The sequence below is a fragment of the Streptomyces sp. NPDC107521 genome (genome assembly GCF_055598485.1).
Genome location: NZ_JBVKAT010000015.1, coordinates 161569 through 176217, shown reverse-complemented (window position 1 = coordinate 176217; position 14649 = coordinate 161569). Strand labels below are relative to the sequence as shown.

Annotated in this window: 14 protein-coding genes; 1 reads left to right on the top strand and 13 read right to left on the bottom strand. The window is 72.8% G+C overall.

Annotated elements, in window-relative coordinates:
- Window positions 1-15 precede the first annotated feature (15 nt).
- The 13 genes from ACZ7LB_RS22430 to ACZ7LB_RS22370 all read right to left on the bottom strand — a co-directional run bounded on the left by ACZ7LB_RS22430 (window position 16) and on the right by ACZ7LB_RS22370 (window position 13028).
- Window positions 16-1149 (bottom strand): ABC transporter ATP-binding protein, encoded by a 1134-nt coding sequence (locus ACZ7LB_RS22430; protein WP_471470595.1) that lies wholly within the window; start codon window positions 1147-1149, stop codon window positions 16-18.
- On the bottom strand, window positions 1146-2138 hold the full coding sequence (locus tag ACZ7LB_RS22425; RefSeq protein ID WP_471470593.1) for an ABC transporter ATP-binding protein: 993 nt from the start codon (window positions 2136-2138) through the stop codon (window positions 1146-1148). The genes ACZ7LB_RS22430 and ACZ7LB_RS22425 overlap by 4 nt, the downstream gene beginning before the upstream one ends.
- 59 nt (window positions 2139-2197) lie before the next feature.
- Window positions 2198-3121 carry an ABC transporter permease gene (locus tag ACZ7LB_RS22420; RefSeq protein WP_471470591.1) on the bottom strand — a complete coding sequence of 308 codons (924 nt, stop codon included), beginning with the start codon at window positions 3119-3121 and terminating at the stop codon, window positions 2198-2200.
- On the bottom strand, window positions 3118-4125 hold the full coding sequence (locus tag ACZ7LB_RS22415; RefSeq protein WP_471470590.1) for an ABC transporter permease: 1008 nt from the start codon (window positions 4123-4125) through the stop codon (window positions 3118-3120). Before ACZ7LB_RS22415 ends, ACZ7LB_RS22420 begins: the two co-directional genes overlap by 4 nt.
- Window positions 4126-4181: 56 nt before the next feature.
- Complete coding sequence (locus tag ACZ7LB_RS22410; protein WP_471470588.1) at window positions 4182-5855, bottom strand: ABC transporter substrate-binding protein; 1674 nt, start codon at window positions 5853-5855, stop codon at window positions 4182-4184.
- The gene (locus ACZ7LB_RS22405) at window positions 5852-6778 is read right to left on the bottom strand and encodes a hypothetical protein (protein WP_471470587.1); all 927 of its coding nucleotides are present in this window, start codon (window positions 6776-6778) and stop codon (window positions 5852-5854) included. Before ACZ7LB_RS22405 ends, ACZ7LB_RS22410 begins: the two co-directional genes overlap by 4 nt.
- A complete protein-coding gene (locus tag ACZ7LB_RS22400) occupies window positions 6775-7680 on the bottom strand; it encodes a polysaccharide deacetylase family protein (RefSeq protein ID WP_471470586.1) in 906 nt (301 codons plus the stop codon). Before ACZ7LB_RS22400 ends, ACZ7LB_RS22405 begins: the two co-directional genes overlap by 4 nt.
- Before the next feature lie 2 nt (window positions 7681-7682).
- Window positions 7683-8573, bottom strand: a complete 891-nt coding sequence (locus ACZ7LB_RS22395) for a polysaccharide deacetylase family protein (RefSeq protein WP_471470584.1) — start codon at window positions 8571-8573, stop codon at window positions 7683-7685.
- Between the two features lie 22 nt (window positions 8574-8595).
- Window positions 8596-9195, bottom strand: coding sequence for an isochorismatase family protein (locus tag ACZ7LB_RS22390; RefSeq protein ID WP_161226122.1), 600 nt, complete (start codon window positions 9193-9195; stop codon window positions 8596-8598).
- 129 nt (window positions 9196-9324) lie between these two features.
- Entirely contained in the window at window positions 9325-10509 is a 1185-nt protein-coding gene (locus tag ACZ7LB_RS22385) for a four-carbon acid sugar kinase family protein (RefSeq protein WP_471470582.1), read from the bottom strand.
- A 346-nt stretch (window positions 10510-10855) separates the two neighbouring features.
- Window positions 10856-11725 carry a cytochrome c biogenesis CcdA family protein gene (locus ACZ7LB_RS22380; protein WP_471470581.1) on the bottom strand — a complete coding sequence of 290 codons (870 nt, stop codon included), beginning with the start codon at window positions 11723-11725 and terminating at the stop codon, window positions 10856-10858.
- Window positions 11722-12468, bottom strand: coding sequence for a DsbA family protein (locus ACZ7LB_RS22375; protein ID WP_471470580.1), 747 nt, complete (start codon window positions 12466-12468; stop codon window positions 11722-11724). Before ACZ7LB_RS22375 ends, ACZ7LB_RS22380 begins: the two co-directional genes overlap by 4 nt.
- 65 nt (window positions 12469-12533) lie before the next feature.
- Entirely contained in the window at window positions 12534-13028 is a 495-nt protein-coding gene (locus ACZ7LB_RS22370; protein WP_471470579.1) for a hypothetical protein, read from the bottom strand.
- A gap of 844 nt (window positions 13029-13872) precedes the next feature.
- Here ACZ7LB_RS22370 and ACZ7LB_RS22365 point away from each other — a divergent pair.
- Window positions 13873-14649, top strand: a complete 777-nt coding sequence (locus ACZ7LB_RS22365; RefSeq protein ID WP_471470577.1) for an amino acid ABC transporter ATP-binding protein — start codon at window positions 13873-13875, stop codon at window positions 14647-14649.

Below are 14649 nucleotides of genomic sequence, written 5' to 3'. Positions count from 1 at the left end.
CCGCTGACGCCATCCTCAGCCCCCGTCCACCGCGTCCTCCGCCGCCCCGGCGGTCCCGGCGGCCGCCGGGACGGCGGGGGCCGTGGACGGGACGGCGGGCCGTATCCCGCCCGCGTGGATCTGCTCGGCCCAGTGGCAGGCCACCCGGTGCCCCGGGCCCGCCCCGGGCACCTCGACCGTCCGCAGCGCGGGCCGCTCGCTGTCGCAGCGCGAGGGCTGCTTCCACGGGCAGCGGGTGCTGAAGCGGCAGCCCGGCGGCGGGTTCTCCGGGCTGGGCAGGTCGCCGTGGAGCAGGATCTGCTCCCGGCCGTCCTCCTGGCGCGGGTCGGGGTGCGGCACCGCGGACAGCAGCGCGCGGGTGTAGGGGTGCAGCGGCCCCTCGAACAGCTCCCGCGACGGGGCCTCCTCGACGAGCCCGCCCAGGTACATCACCCCGATCCGGTCGCTGACGTGCCGGATCACGGCGAGGTCGTGCGCGATGATCAGATAGGTCAGCCCGAACCGCTCCTGGACGTCCTCCAGCAGGTTGATCACCTGGGCCTGCACGGACACGTCCAGCGCGCTGACCGGTTCGTCGGCGACGATCAGCTGCGGTTCGACGGACAGGGCCCGCGCGATGCCGATCCGCTGGCGCTGCCCCCCGGAGAACTCGTGCGGGTACTTGCCCAGCGCGGTCCGCGGCAGGCCCACCGAGTCCAGCAGTTCGTGCAGCCGTGCCGGGGTGCCCTCCCCGGCCAGCCGGTGGGCCCGCATCCCCTCGCGGAACATCTGCTCCACGCTCTGGCGCGGGTCCAGGCTCCCCAGCGGGTCCTGGAACACCATCTGCAGGTGCCGGCGCTGCCGCCGGAGCGCCTCGCCGCGCAGGGTGCGCAGGTCCGTCCCGCCGAAGAAGATCTCCCCGGCGGTCACGGGGGTGAGCTGGAGCACGGCCCGGCCGAAGGTGGACTTGCCGCAGCCGGACTCCCCGACCAGCCCGTAGGTCTCGCCCCGGCGGATCAGCAGGTCGACGCCGTCCACCGCGTGCACGTGCCCGACCGTGCGGCTGAACAGGACACCGCGGCGGATCGGGAAGTGGACCTTCAGCCCGCGCACCTCCAGGAGCGGGTCCCCGGACGGGTCCGGGTGGGCTCGGGGGGTCTGTGCCGTCATGGGGCCTGCTCCTTCGGTCCGGTCGTCGGTGCGGCCGTCGCCGCCGGGAGGGGGTGGTGGCAGCGCAGCCGGTGCCCGGCCTCCCCCGACCACACCGGGCTCTCCCGCCGGCACAGCCCGGTGGCGGCGGCGCAGCGCGGCGCGAAGGCGCACCCCTGCGACCAGGGGATGTTGTCCGCGACGGAGCCGGGGATCGAGTGCAGGCGCTGCTGCCCGCCGTCCAGCCTCGGCACGGACGCCAGCAGGCCCCCGGTGTAGGGGTGGCGGGGCGCGTCGAACAGGTCGTAGCGGCCGGCCCGTTCGACGATCCGCCCGCCGTAGAGCACGTTGACCGAGTCGCACAGGCCCGCGACCACGCCCAGATCGTGCGTGATCATGATCAGTGAGGTGCCCGAGCCGACGACCAGTTCCTTCAGCAGCGCGAGGATCTGCGCCTGGATGGTCACGTCCAGGGCCGTGGTCGGCTCGTCGGCGATCAGCAGCCGCGGCTCGCAGGCCAGGGCCGTCGCGATCAGCACGCGCTGGCGCATGCCGCCGGACACCTGGTGCGGGTACTCGCGCATGCGGCGGCCCGGGTCGGGGATGCCGACCCGTTCGAGCATCTCCTGCGCGCGGCGCAGCGCCTGCGCCCGGCCGGTGCGCCGGTGGCGCCGGATCACCTCCGCGACCTGGGTGCCCAGCGGCACCACCGGGTTGAGGGAGGACAGCGGGTCCTGGAAGATCATCGCGAGGTCGGCGCCGCGCCGGTCGCGCAGTGCCCCGTCCGACAGGGTGAGCAGGTCGGTGCCGTCGAACACGGCCCGTCCCCGCACCCGTGTCCCGCGCCGGGGCAGCAGCCCCATGACGGCGAGCGAGGTGACCGACTTGCCGCAGCCGGACTCGCCGACCAGGCCGACGACCTCGCCGGGCGCCACGTCGAAGCTCACCCCGTCGACCGCGGTGAACGGCTCGGCCCCGGGCCGGGTGAAGGTGACGGAGAGGTCCTCCACCGACAGGAGCTTGCCCCCGCCCGGGGAAGGGGCCGTGTGTGTGCCTGGGTTCGTCACCGCTACCTCCGCGTCCGCGGGTCGAGGGTCTCGCGGAGCGACTCGCCGGCGAGCGTGAAGCCGAGGGCCACGACGATGATGCACAGCGCGGGGTAGATCGCGAGATGGGGATAGGAGTTGAAGTACTGCTGCGCGCCGCCGAGCATCTGGCCCCACTCCGGGCTGGCGTCGTCGGGGTTGCCCAGTCCCAGGAAGGACAGGGCCGCGGCGTCCAGGATCGACACGGCCAGGCTCAGCGTTCCCTGGACGATCACCGGGCCCATGGCGTTGGGGACCATGTGGCGGAAGACGACCGCGGTGGGCCGCACGCCCAGGGCGCGGGCCGCGAGCACGTGGTCGGTGCCGCGCTGCACGAGCATCGAGCCGCGCATGAGGCGGGCGAAGACGGGTATCTGCACGATGGCGATGGCGATGATGAGCGTCCACTCGTTGGGCCGCGCGAACAGCGCCGCGATGGAGAAGGCCATCAGCAGCGAGGGGATCGCGAGCATCACGTCGACCACGCGCATCACCAGGGTGTCGGTCTTCCCGGCGAACACCCCGGCCAGGAGGCCGAGCGCGGCCCCGCCCAGCAGCCCGCCCAGGGTCGCCAGGACCCCCACGATCAGTGTCTGGCGGGCCCCCACCAGCAGCCGGGACAGCAGGTCCCGCCCGGCGGGGTCGGCGCCCAGCGGGAAGCCGTCCTGCGGGCCGGGCACCGGGTTGGCCTGCGCCCGCACCTGGTCCAGCAGCAGCGGCGCGGCCGGGTCGTGCGGTGCCAGCAGCGGGGCGGCCACCGCCAGGACGACGAAGACGCAGGTGATCACCGCCCCGACCACGAAGGCCGGCTGGCGCAGCAGCCGGTCCAGGGTCCGCGTGGACGAGCGCCCGGCCGGCACCGCCCGCGCCCCCGCGTCCGGCGCGTCCCCTCCTCGGGCCGACGTCATTGCATCCTCACTCTCGGGTCGCACAGCGCGTTGGTGATGTCGACGACGATGTTCACGAACAGGTAGAGCACCGCGACGGCCATGATCAGCGCCTGGAGCACGGCGTAGTCGCGGGTGGTGAAGGCCAGTGCCATCGACTGCCCGAGCCCCCGGTAGTTGAAGACGGTCTCGGTCAGGACCGCCCCGGCGAACAGCCCGCCCGCCTGCAGGCCGATCACGGTGATCACCGGCAGCAGGGAGTTGCGCAGCACGTGGCGCCCGGCGATCGTCCGGTTCCGCAGGCCCTTGGCCGTCGCGGTGCGCACGAAGTCCTGCTGGAGCGTCTCCGCGACGGAGGCCCGGGTCAGGCGGAAGATCACGGCGAACGGGATGATCGACAGCGCGACCGTGGGCAGCGTCAGGTACCGGACGCTCTCCAGCAGGGCGGCCCCGTCCCCGGCGAGCAGCGAGTCGAACAGCGTCAGCCCGGTCGGTGTGGGGATCACCCCCTGGAGGTCGGCCCTGCCCGACGGGGGCAGCCAGCCGGCCCGGACCGCGAAGACGTACTTGAGGACGAACGCGGTGAAGAACACCGGCACGGCCAGCCCCAGCACGGAGAGGCTGAGGAAGGCGAAGTCGAACACACCGCGCCGCGTCGCGGCCCAGTAGCCCACCGACACACCGAGGACCGTGCCGATGACCAGGGCGCACAGGGCGAGTTCGGCCGTGGCCGGGGCCCGGGTGAGGAGCACCTCGGTCACCGGCGCACCGCGCCACACGCCGGTCGACACCCCGAGGTCGCCGTTCCAGAACCGTCCGAGGTAGCGGACGTACTGCGTCCAGATCGGCTCGTCCAGGCCGAGGGACTCGACGAGCTTCGCACGGTCCTGCGGACTGGCGTTCTCACCGAGCAGCGCGTCCAGCGGTCCGCCGGGAAGGCTCCGCAGCCAGACGAAGAGGATCGCCGTCAGCGCCAGGAACGTCGCGCCCGCCTGGACCGTCCTTCGAAGGATGAATCTGTACATGTCTGTCCAATCGGTGTGGGGCGTACGCCGGGCGTACGCCCCACATCGGAGTGGGGCTACTCGCCGAAGGTGGCGGTGGCCAGCGGCTCGCCGCCGACCGGGCTGGCGACGACACCGTGCACCCGGCTGCTGAGCACCAGGGCCGAGGGACTGCTGGCGATCGGGATCGACGGCAGCCAGTCCTCGGACATCCTGCGGTTGAGCTCCAGGTACTTCGAGGTCCGCTTCTTGGGGTCGGCCTCGCGGTCCGCGGCGTCGAGGTCGTCGACGAGCTGCTGTCCGAAGCCGAGCAGTCCGGTGGCGAAGGCGTTGTCCACCGCCCCGAACAGGATCCCCAGGAAGTTCTGCGCGCTGTTGTAGTGGCCGGTGGTGCCGAGCAGGTAGACCGGCGCCTCGCCGGCCTCGCGGCCGCTGAGGTAGCCGCCCGCCCAGGGTTTGGCGACCGGCTCCACCTGGATCCCGACGGCTTCCAGGTCGGCCTTGATCAGATCAAAGAAACGTTTCGGCTCCGGCATGTACGGCCGGGTCACCTCGGTGGGGTACCAGAGCTGGATCTTCAGCTTCGGATGGCCGGCCTCGGCGAGCAGTTCGCGGGCCTTGCCGGGATTGTACGGATACCCCTCGACGTCCTTGTTGTAGCCCTCGACCGAGCGCGGCACGAACTGCGAGACCGTCTCCGAGCCCTCGGGCAGCAGCGTCTCGACGATCTGCTTCTTGTTGACCGCCCAGGCGATCGCCTGGCGGACCCGCAGGTCCTTCAGCGCGGGCACGGTCTTGGCGTTCAGCCCGAGGTACATCACGTTGAACGGCGGCCGGGCGACCACCTGGAAGCCGTTGTCCCGCAGGCTCTTCCAGTCGCGGGGGGCGGGCAGGTCGTAGGCGTGGATCGCCCCGGCCTCCAGCTCCTGGCGGCGCGCGGTCTCGTCGGGGATGGTGCGGAACTCGATCCCGCCGATCTTCGGCTTGTCGCCCCAGTAGCCGTCGTTGCGGGTGAGCTTGACGGTGCCCGTCGAGTCGTCGTAGGAGACGAACTTGAACGGCCCGGTCCCCGTCGGGTGCAGCCGGCCGTACGCGGGGAAGGTGAAGCCCTCGCCGCTGGCCTTGACGTCGTTGGCGTCGTACTTCTCCATCGCCGCCGGGCTGGACATCGCGTAGGTGCCGTGCGCCAGGATCATCGGGAACTTCGAGCTGGGGGCGTTCAGGCGCAGGACCACCGTCAGGTCGCCCCCCGTCTCGCACCCGGAGTACAGCGACGGCGTGGTGTCGCCCTCGAAGCCGCCGAAGTCGTTGACCCAGGTGTGGCTGACCGCCGAGGTGCGCGCGACCTCGGGCTGGCGGTACCAGCGCTCGAAGTTCGCGCAGACCGCCGCGGCGTCGAGCTTCGTGCCGTCGTGGAAGGAGACGCCCTCGCGCAGCGTGAACGTCCAGCGCTTGCCGTCCTTGCTCTGCTCCCACTTGACGGCCAGGCCCGGACCCGGGTCCGCCGTGCCGGGCACCAGGCTCAGCAGGCCCTCGTACATCTGGTTGTTCACCCGGGCGGTCTCGCCGTCCGAGGTGTAGAACGGGTCGAAGAGGGAGGGGGCGCCCGCGGCACCGAAGACGAGGGTCTTCGAGCCCTTCGCGCCGCCCGAGCCCGCGCCGTCGTCCTTGGCCCCGCCCGAGCCCCATGAGCACGATGCGAGCAGCATCATGCCGGCCAGAGCGGCGACCCCGGTCTGTCTGAACCTCATTGTTCCTCCTGAACGTGGGTCTGTGCGAGGGAAAGCCGGTCACCGTAGAACCAGAGCCGCGAGAATCCGCCGTCCGGCAGCGCGCGCACCCGCACGCGACGGGTGGTGAGGGGGGAGGCGAACCGGACCGGTGAGGTCGCCCCCGGGATGAGGTCGAAGACCCCCGTCTCCCGCCAGGCCGCCCCGTCGGGCACCTCGACGGCGATCCGGGCCGCGCAGTTGCCCCGGAACGGCGAGGCGACCACCTCCAGCGCGTGCAGCCGCACCGCGTCGGGCCACGACAGCTCCACGAAGTGCCGGTCGGCACGGGAGCGCCGGGGGGTCTCCCACCCGTCGTGGGTGCTCGTGGGCACCGCGTGCGAGATCACCGCCCAGGGGCTGCCGAAGGAGCCCTCCGAGGCCCGCACCCGGCACCCCAGCCGCACGTCCGACAGACGGATGCCCGCCGGCGGGACACTGCGCTCCACGTCGACGACCCCGTGCGCGCGCAGCCGCGCCACCCCGCCGTCGGGATACATGCGCAGCCGCACGAACGCGGCCGAGCCCCCGGGGTCGGCCACCGGATAGGTGTTCACGCAGTTCGGCTCGACCGCGGCGCCGGACAGGATCTCCCGCCAGGGCCCGGCCGGGGCGTCGGCGACGTCGACGCCGATGTGCTGCGGCGCGTTGAAACGGAACCCCGTGGTCTCCAGCACGATCTCGTCCACCCGGCCCGGGTGCGCGGCCCGCACGACCACCCAGTCGTGGTCCGCCGGATTGTGCCGGCGGCTCTCCCAGCCGTCGACGTCCGCGCCGCGCAGCCCGTAGGTGCCCGGCCGCTGCGGATCGGCGGCCAGCAGCAGCGCGTCGGCGGCCCCGAAGAACTCGTCCGAGCAGTCCACCACCGAGGCGCCCAGTTCCCGCGCGAGCAGGTTCAGGTTCATCGCTCGTCCCTCTCCTCGTCCAGGTGCGCGGCCACGTCCGCGCCGCGCGCCCACCACAGCCCGTCCATCCCGCGCAGCGTCCGCAGCACCTCGCGCAGATGCGCGAACCGGAACGGCTGGGCGATCAGCCACGGATGGAGCCCCAGCACCAGCGTCCGGTCCCGCGGGGCGTCCTCCGCCAGCAGCACCCGCGCCGACGACACGATGTTGTCGGCCCACTTCTCGATCGGGATGCCGCGCTTGAGATGGGAGAAGACGTCGTCGAGATGGATCGACACCGGGATGTTCAGCACGTCCCCCCGCGCGGTGGCCAGGACGTTGGGCACCTCGTCGTTGGGCCAGTCCGCCGTCCACCGGATCCCCAGCTCCGCCAGGTCCTCCAGGGCCGTCGTCGACTGCGCGTAGTCCAGCCCGCTCCAGCCCGTCGGGCGGACCCCGCAGAACTCCTCCACCGCGCCGACCGACTCGGCGAGATGGGCACGCTGCTCCTCGCGGTCCATCCCGTCGTGCAGGATGCTGATCCCGTCGACCCCGTGGGCGACGAACTCCGCACCCGACTCGCCGATCCGCTCCATCAGCCGCGGGCGGTGCCGGGCGCTGTGGGCGTCGACCGCCACGCTCACCGGTATCCGCAGCTCGTCCAGCAGGTCGAGGATCCGGAAGGCCCCCACCCGCAGCCCGTACTCGTGCTGCGACGTGGTGTGCACGTCCATGATCCGCGGGTACGGGCCCCGCAGCGCCACGCTCGACGGCGGGATGCCGGCGTCCGGGCCGGGAAGGGCGGGCACGTGGTCGAGGTGCATCAGCACCACCACGCCCAGCTTCGCGCCGCCGGGCCAGCCCCGGTTGGCGGCGGGCAGGGACCCGCCGTCGGTCTCGTGCAGCGGCCTGACAAGCTGCATGGTCAGCACCATCCGATCTCATCGACGTGGGCGGCGATCCGCTCCGGCGTGGTCCACCAGATGTCGTCCTGCGCGGCCAGGTGAGCGAACATCTGCGCCAGGTGGCCGATCCGGTGCGGGATGCCCATGTAGAGGGGGTGCAGCGCGACGGTCATCACGTACGCGGTGTCGTGCCGCTGCGCCTCCTCGGACAGCACCTCGTACTGCGACCGCACGATCGCCGCGAAGTAGTCGCTGTCCAGGCCGTACATCGGCGAGCCCGGGAACAGCAGGGCGTCGTTGACCTCACGGGAGTAGGGCACGCCGACCAGGCCGCCGCCGAGCGGGCCGTCCAGCCGGAACGGCTGGTCGTCGATGAACCAGTCGGTCGTGTAGGTCATGCCGGCCTCCGCCATCAGGCGGTAGGTGGCGGGGGTGGCGCTGAACGACGGGCCCAGCATGCCGCGCATGCGGTACCCGGTGAGCTCCCGCACGGTGGAGACCGTGTAGTCGTAGAACTCCCGCTCCGCGCTCTCCGACTCGCCGAACAGGAGCCGGCTGTTGTAGGTGCCGTGGCTCATGAAGCTCCAGCCACGCTCGGTCATCGCGTCGCAGATCTCCGGATACAGGCGCAGCACCTCGCAGTTGAGCGAGCAGGTGACCTGTACGGGGGAGTCGTCCAGGACCGGGAGCATGCGCCGGAAACCGGCGCGGTTGCCGAAGTCCCGGAAGGAGTAGCCGACGTTGTCCGGCTTCGCGGGCACCCGGTAGAAGTAGTCGCGGTGCGGGTTCTCCGGCGGCAGGTACTCGTAGTGCTCGATGTTCATCACCACGTTCACCGCCACCCGCTTGCCGCCGGGCAGCCGCAGCCGCTCCCTCTGGTCCAGGGCCCGGTAACTCAGGAACTCGTCCATCGCTGATCCTCTCGCACGGTTCTCAGGACGCGGCGGTGGCGGCGGGGACGAGGCCCTCCACGACCTCGTCCAGCGAACGGACCCGGCCGAGCTGCGGGAACATGACCCGCACCGCGTGCTCGTGCTGCTCGGCGGTGTAGGCCGACATCGCCTCCGGCACGAAGACCACGTTGTAGGCGTGGTCGAACGCCGCGCGGGCGGTGCCCTCGACCCCGAAGCCGGTGGAGATGCCCGCCATCACCACGGTGTCGATCCCGCGGCGGCGCAACTGCAGGTCGAGGTCGGAGCCGTGGAAGGCGTTCCAGCTCCGCTTGATGATCACCGGCTCCGTCGGCAGCGGCTCGATGCCGGGCAGGAAGTGGTCCCACCCCGGCCGCCGCACCGGGCGCGCGGGGCGCTCGATGTCGGTGAGCAGCCGCCCGCCGAGGGAGTCGGACTCGTCGGGCAGGAAACTCGTCCGCACGTGCACGACGGTGCTCCCGGCCCGCCGCGCCGCCTCGATCAGGCGGACGCAGCGCTCCAGGACGGTGTCCGTGGTGTGCGGATGCACCGGATGGTCGGCGTTGGAGCCCTGCAGGTCGATGAGGACGAGCGCGGTGCGCCCGGCTTCCGCGACGGTCATGGGATGACGTCCTTTCACGGGAACGGAAAACGGAAACAGAAACGGGAAACGGGGGAACAGGAACGGAAAAAGGAATGAAGGAAAGAAGGAAAGAGGGACGGGGCGGGAAGAGGGGGCGGGGCGGGTGCGTCAGGTCCCGAGGATCTGGCGGGTCATGCGCAGGAGGGTCTCCTCCGACCCCGTGCCGGTGGCCTTGCTCAGCAGGCGCAGCCCGTCGAACGCGCCCCCGGCGACCCGGGCCGCCGGGCAGAGCGGTTCCAGCTCCAGCCCGGCGCTCAGACTCGTGCCCCCCAGCTCCCGCACGAGCGCCGTCGTGGTCAGGCCGCCGCTGACGACGGCCCCCAGGCACCGGTTGTCCCCCCGGGAGGCGACGTCCAGCAGCCCCCGCACCGCCCGTGCGAGCTGCTCGGCGACGACCCAGCGGTCGGGATCGTCCCGGTCCGTCTCGTGCAGGGCGAGGACCCGGTGCGAGGCGAGCACCTGCCGCGCGGCGACCGGCCCCCACCGCAGCGCCTCCGCCGCGGTGGTCATCAGCGCCCGGGTCCCGTAGGCGGCGGCGAGCCGCCGCAACTGCGCCCGGTCGGTCTCGTGGTTGGCCGGGGTGACGACCACGACGAACCCGTCCCGGCCGAGGTCGGGATAGAACCGCAGCCACCCGCCGGTACTGGCCGTGGCCACCCGGTGCCCCTCCTCGTGCAGCCGCGAGGCGACCTGCGCCGCGGCCCCGAGATGCGTCTCGACCGTGCCGTCCAGCACGAACCGGCGCGTGCCGCGCGCCAGGGACGCGCGGACGTGGTCGGTGACCGCCTCCGCACCCCGGTTCAGCACCGACAGACCCACGACCTCGGCGTCCTCGATCCGCACCGCGGTGCGCACATCGACGTCGAGACCGTTGCCCGCCGGCATCGGGGCCAGCAGCCGCCCGTCCACGCACACCCGGCCGGCCGTCGGATAGGCGGGGACCACCAGCAGGATGCCGTTCCCGCCGTGACACCCCTCGATCCCGGCGACCAGGGCGTCGGGGGAGCCGCGCAGTTCCGCGTTGAGCTTGACCTCCAGCCGCGAACACCCCCGTGACTCCAGCCAGTTCGTCCACTCCTCGATCAGCGCCGTGGCCGCGTGGCCCGCGTGGTGGAGGTCGAGGTCGACGACGACGGCGTCGGCACCGTCCACCGCCGTCGAGGGATCGCGGACGATCACCGGTTCCAGCCCCCGCTGCCGCAGCCGGCACGCCACGGTCACCGAGCACTGCAGATCCTCGGCCAGGATTCCCATGGCCAGAGCGCGCGTCTCCTGTGACGAATGTGCTGCCATGGGAACGTCCCTCGTATTCCTCGCTGATGGGGAGTCGTCATGCTATTGAGCGACGTACGGGCAGTCATTCGACAAACGTCGCAACTCGTTCCGGCCCGCGGACTCCCCGCCGGGTGCGGCACGACGGGACCGGCGGACGGGGGCGTCCCGGACGGACACGGGCCCCGTCCACCGGCCGCAGCGGCCGGTGGACGGGGCCCGTGTCCGTCCGGAGGGGCCTGCCGGGGCGGGGGAACGGCAGCGGCCGCCGTTCTCCCGGTCCGCGCCGTGCGCGGCCGGCCCCGAGGGGTTCCCCCTCCGGACGGGTCCTTCCCCGCCGCGTGCGGGTTCGCGCGAGCGGAGCGTGCTACTCGCGCGCGGCCGGCTCCGTCTCCGTCTCCGGCGGCGGAGTGTCCCGTCTCCCGGCGGGACGGAGCAGCACCAGCAGGGCCGCCAGTGCCGCCGCACCGGCCAGGGCCAGCAGGACCAGCCGGTCCGACACCGCCGCGCCGATACCGGCCAGCCGTTGCTCAAGGGCGAACCCGGCATCGGCGTCCAGTACCGACGGCAGCGCGGACGTGCCGTCGAAGGCCAGGAACACCACCCCGAGCGCGATGAAGAACAGCCCGCCGGCAAGGGCGGTGCTGTGCAGGGCCACCGGCCCCACGAAGAAGACCCGGCCCCGCAGCCAGCGCCTGCGGCCCAGATCGAACCGGTCCCACAGCGACGCCAGCACGAACATCGGAGCGGCCATGCCCAGGGCGTAGACGGCCAGCAGCACACCCCCGCGCAACGGGTCGCCGCCCACCGCGGCCACGGTGAGAACACCGCCCAGGATCGGCCCCGCGCAGAACCCCGCCAGCCCGTACACCGAACCCAGGGCGAACACCGACAGGGCCGAACCCGAGCGGTGTCCGCCCGCGGCCCGTGACATCCGGCGGGGGGCGAAGCCCAGCCCGGCGGCCTGCGCCACCCCCAGGGCGATGACGGTCCATCCCGCCACGGTCACGAGAACGTCCCGGTGACCGTAGAAGAGACGGCCGGCGAACGAGCCGGCCACACCGAGCGGGACGAGCGTCGTGCACAGTCCGGCGTAGAACAGGCAGGTACGCGCCACCAGCCGGGTGCGGCCGGTGAACGAGTAGGCGAAGAAGGCCGGCAGCAGCAGTGCGCTGCACGGACTGAGCAGGGCCAGCAGCCCGCCGAGGAAGGCCACCGCCAGGCCGGTCCCGTTCACCGCCCGGCCTCCTCCGCCGCCGCCTCGACCGCTTCCCGGAACACGGCGGTGGGCTGGGCCCCCAGGATCGGCCTGCCGTTGACCAGGAAGGCGGGAGTGCTGCTCACACCGAGGCCGTAGCCCTCCTCCCGGTCCTGGCGCACGGCGTCGCGGGCCCCGGCGGACGCCATGTCGGCGCGGAACCGCTCGATGTCGGTGACTCCCGCCCCGCGGGCCATGGCGAGGAGGTTCCCGGTGCCGAACGCGCCCGTACCGCGTTCACGCGGCTCGCCGTAGGCGATGTCGTGGAACTCCCAGAACCTGCCCTGCTGCCCGGCTGCCCAGGCGGCCAGGGCCGCCTGCTCGGACTCCTTGCCGAAGAGGGGGAAGCTGCGCCATTCGATGCGCAGGACGCCCTTGTCCACGTACGAGCGCAGAAGCTCGGGCATGGTTCTGCGGGCGAACCGGCCGCAGAACGGGCACTGGAAGTCGGAGTACTCGATCATGACCACGGGGGCGTCCGCGCGTCCGGCCGCCAGCGGGTCGAGGGCATCCCGGCGGGCGAGGGCGAGCAGGCTCTCGTCGGCGGGTGCGGGGACGGCCTCCCCGGCCGCCGCGGGCCCGCCGGCCCTTCCGTCACGGTTTCCCGGACCGTCGAGTGTGAGGGCGAGGACGGCGGTCGCCGCCGCGGCGGCGAGAACCGCTGCCGCGGTGGCGGTCCGCCGGCGGCCGCGGCGGGACGGGGGAGGGGTGGATCCGGTCATGGGGGCACCTCAGATGTCGAGGAGGGCAGGGGAAGCACAACAGGGGCAGGCCGCAGCGGCCGGGCTCAGGCGGGGGCCGGGGCCGGGCACACGGTCTGGGCGGAGAGCCGGCGCAGCGCGGCTTCCGCCAGCAGCCCCGCCGAGAGGAGGGCCGCCAGCGGCTGCACAGGAGCCCAGTAGCTCAGGGCACCGGACGTTCCGAGGAACAGGAGGACGAGTTTGTTGCAGACCGGGCAGCCGACGGCGAAGAACGACAGGACCCCGCCGACGGCTCCCAGCCGGGTGCCGTCGGCGGCCGCCGGCCGGGGAGAGGGCGAGGCCCGGCGTACATAGGTGCTCAGGACGATGCCGGCGAGGAAGGAGGTGACGGCGAGGGCCGGATAGTTCCACCACTGCACGGGGACCGACCGGCCGAAGAGCGCGCTGGGCACCACCGCGGTGGGCACGCCGATCAGGGCGGCCGTGGTCAGGGCACCGAGACCGGCCACGGTCCACTGCCGGGACCGCCACCCACGCAGCGCCGCACCCGCCCGGCGCCATGAGCGCGGGGAAGAGGACATGCTGAACAGCTCCGTTTTCGGGGATTCAGGGACACGGCCAACGGGCCGGTCCAGGGTCCTTCGTTGGATCGGGCCAGGGCCCGCGAGCCCGGCATGATCCAAACGAGAGGCCCTAGATCCGCATGACGGAGTGGAGCGTCGTCGGGGGCGGCGGAGCCGGCCCGCCCGGCAGCACCCCGGGGCCCCTGGACGGACCGGGCGCGGCACCGTCGTGAGGCAGGGCGGGACCGGGCAGCGCGACCGGCGGCGAAGACCCCTGGGCCCGCTGCGCGCTGTGGTCGGCGACCGCCTTCCCGCCGCACGGCGCGTTCGCCCCGTCCGACGGCTCAAAGACGGCGGCACTGTGAACCCGGTCCGCGGCGGAGAGCGGCGCGGGAGGCACCCCGCGGTCCGCGCGTCCGAGGACGCACAGCAGGGCCACCGCGGCCACGACCAGGGCGAGCACACCGCAGAAACGGGTCCGTGCCCGTCCGCGCGCCGCCTGCCCCATCGTCACTCCCGAACCGCATCCGTGGACACGCCACCATAGGACACCGCCCCGGGCCCGCGGCCGCCCGGGCCGGTGCCCGGGTGCTCCGGCGGTGGCGGTCCGCACGGCTGCCGGGTGCGCGCTGCCGGTGCCGGTCACGTCCGGAAGCGACCACGAACCCCCGGTCCGTTCCTGCCCTTCGTAGGACCGGAGCGCCTCAGTATCCTCCGAACCGGAGCACGACCCGGAGCGGGGCGCTGCCTACAGTGACGGGAACAGCGCGGCCGGGTCTGCTGCCCCGCCCCTCGTGTGCCCCCGTTGTGGCGGGCGTCGCCAAGTCCGGCCCCGGTGAGGACCGGCAGAGAAAGGCGCAAAATGGATAAATCCCAGGTCGTGGTGAGTCTGCGCGGAGTCGGCAAGAGCTTCGGTGCCTCCCGGGTGCTGAAGGACGTCGACCTGGATGTCGCGGCCGGAGAGAACGTGTGCGTCATCGGGCCGAGCGGTTCCGGGAAGTCCACGCTGCTCCGCTGCTGCAATCTGCTGGAGATACCCGACGCCGGAGAAGTCCGTCTCGGCGGCACGCGCTACCACCCCGTCCCCCGGGGCGTCCGGCGCTCCACGGCGCTTCGCGAACTGCGCAGCCGCACCGCGATGGTCTTCCAGAGTTTCGAGCTGTTCCCGCACCTCAGCGCCGAGCAGAACGTGGCCCTGGCCCCGATCAAGGTGAGCGGCCTCGGAAAGGAAGAGGCCCTGCACCGGGCGCGGGCCCTGCTCGAACGCGTCGGCCTGGGCGCGTTCGCCCAGGCGCGGCCCGCCACGCTCTCGGGCGGGCAGCAGCAGCGGGTGAGCATCGCCCGGGCGATGGCGGTGGAGCCGGAAGTGCTGCTCTTCGACGAGCCGACCTCCGCCCTCGACCCGGAGATGGTCGGTGAGGTGCTGGGGATCATGCGGGAGCTCGCCGCCACCGGGGTCACCATGATCGTGGTGACCCATGAGATGCGGTTCGCGCGCGACGTGGCGTCCCGGGTCGTGGTGATGGACCGGGGGGAGATCGCCGAGGCCGGGCCCGTCGACCAGGTCTTCGAGGCGCCGCGGCATCCGCGGACCAAGCGGTTCCTCCAGTCCGTCGCCCAGTCGAGCCGGGCAGTGTGA

Coding starts and splice junctions, on each gene's coding strand:
- ACZ7LB_RS22370 (WP_471470579.1), bottom strand. CDS start 13,028: ATGTCCTCTTCCCCGCGCTCATGGCGCCGGGCGGGTGCGGCGCTGCGT.
- ACZ7LB_RS22410 (WP_471470588.1), bottom strand. CDS start 5,855: ATGAGGTTCAGACAGACCGGGGTCGCCGCTCTGGCCGGCATGATGCTG.
- ACZ7LB_RS22385 (WP_471470582.1), bottom strand. CDS start 10,509: ATGGCAGCACATTCGTCACAGGAGACGCGCGCTCTGGCCATGGGAATC.
- ACZ7LB_RS22395 (WP_471470584.1), bottom strand. CDS start 8,573: ATGGACGAGTTCCTGAGTTACCGGGCCCTGGACCAGAGGGAGCGGCTG.
- ACZ7LB_RS22430 (WP_471470595.1), bottom strand. CDS start 1,149: ATGACGGCACAGACCCCCCGAGCCCACCCGGACCCGTCCGGGGACCCG.
- ACZ7LB_RS22420 (WP_471470591.1), bottom strand. CDS start 3,121: ATGACGTCGGCCCGAGGAGGGGACGCGCCGGACGCGGGGGCGCGGGCG.
- ACZ7LB_RS22390 (WP_161226122.1), bottom strand. CDS start 9,195: ATGACCGTCGCGGAAGCCGGGCGCACCGCGCTCGTCCTCATCGACCTG.
- ACZ7LB_RS22405 (WP_471470587.1), bottom strand. CDS start 6,778: ATGAACCTGAACCTGCTCGCGCGGGAACTGGGCGCCTCGGTGGTGGAC.
- ACZ7LB_RS22375 (WP_471470580.1), bottom strand. CDS start 12,468: ATGACCGGATCCACCCCTCCCCCGTCCCGCCGCGGCCGCCGGCGGACC.
- ACZ7LB_RS22415 (WP_471470590.1), bottom strand. CDS start 4,125: ATGTACAGATTCATCCTTCGAAGGACGGTCCAGGCGGGCGCGACGTTC.
- ACZ7LB_RS22365 (WP_471470577.1), top strand. CDS start 13,873: ATGGATAAATCCCAGGTCGTGGTGAGTCTGCGCGGAGTCGGCAAGAGC.
- ACZ7LB_RS22400 (WP_471470586.1), bottom strand. CDS start 7,680: ATGCAGCTTGTCAGGCCGCTGCACGAGACCGACGGCGGGTCCCTGCCC.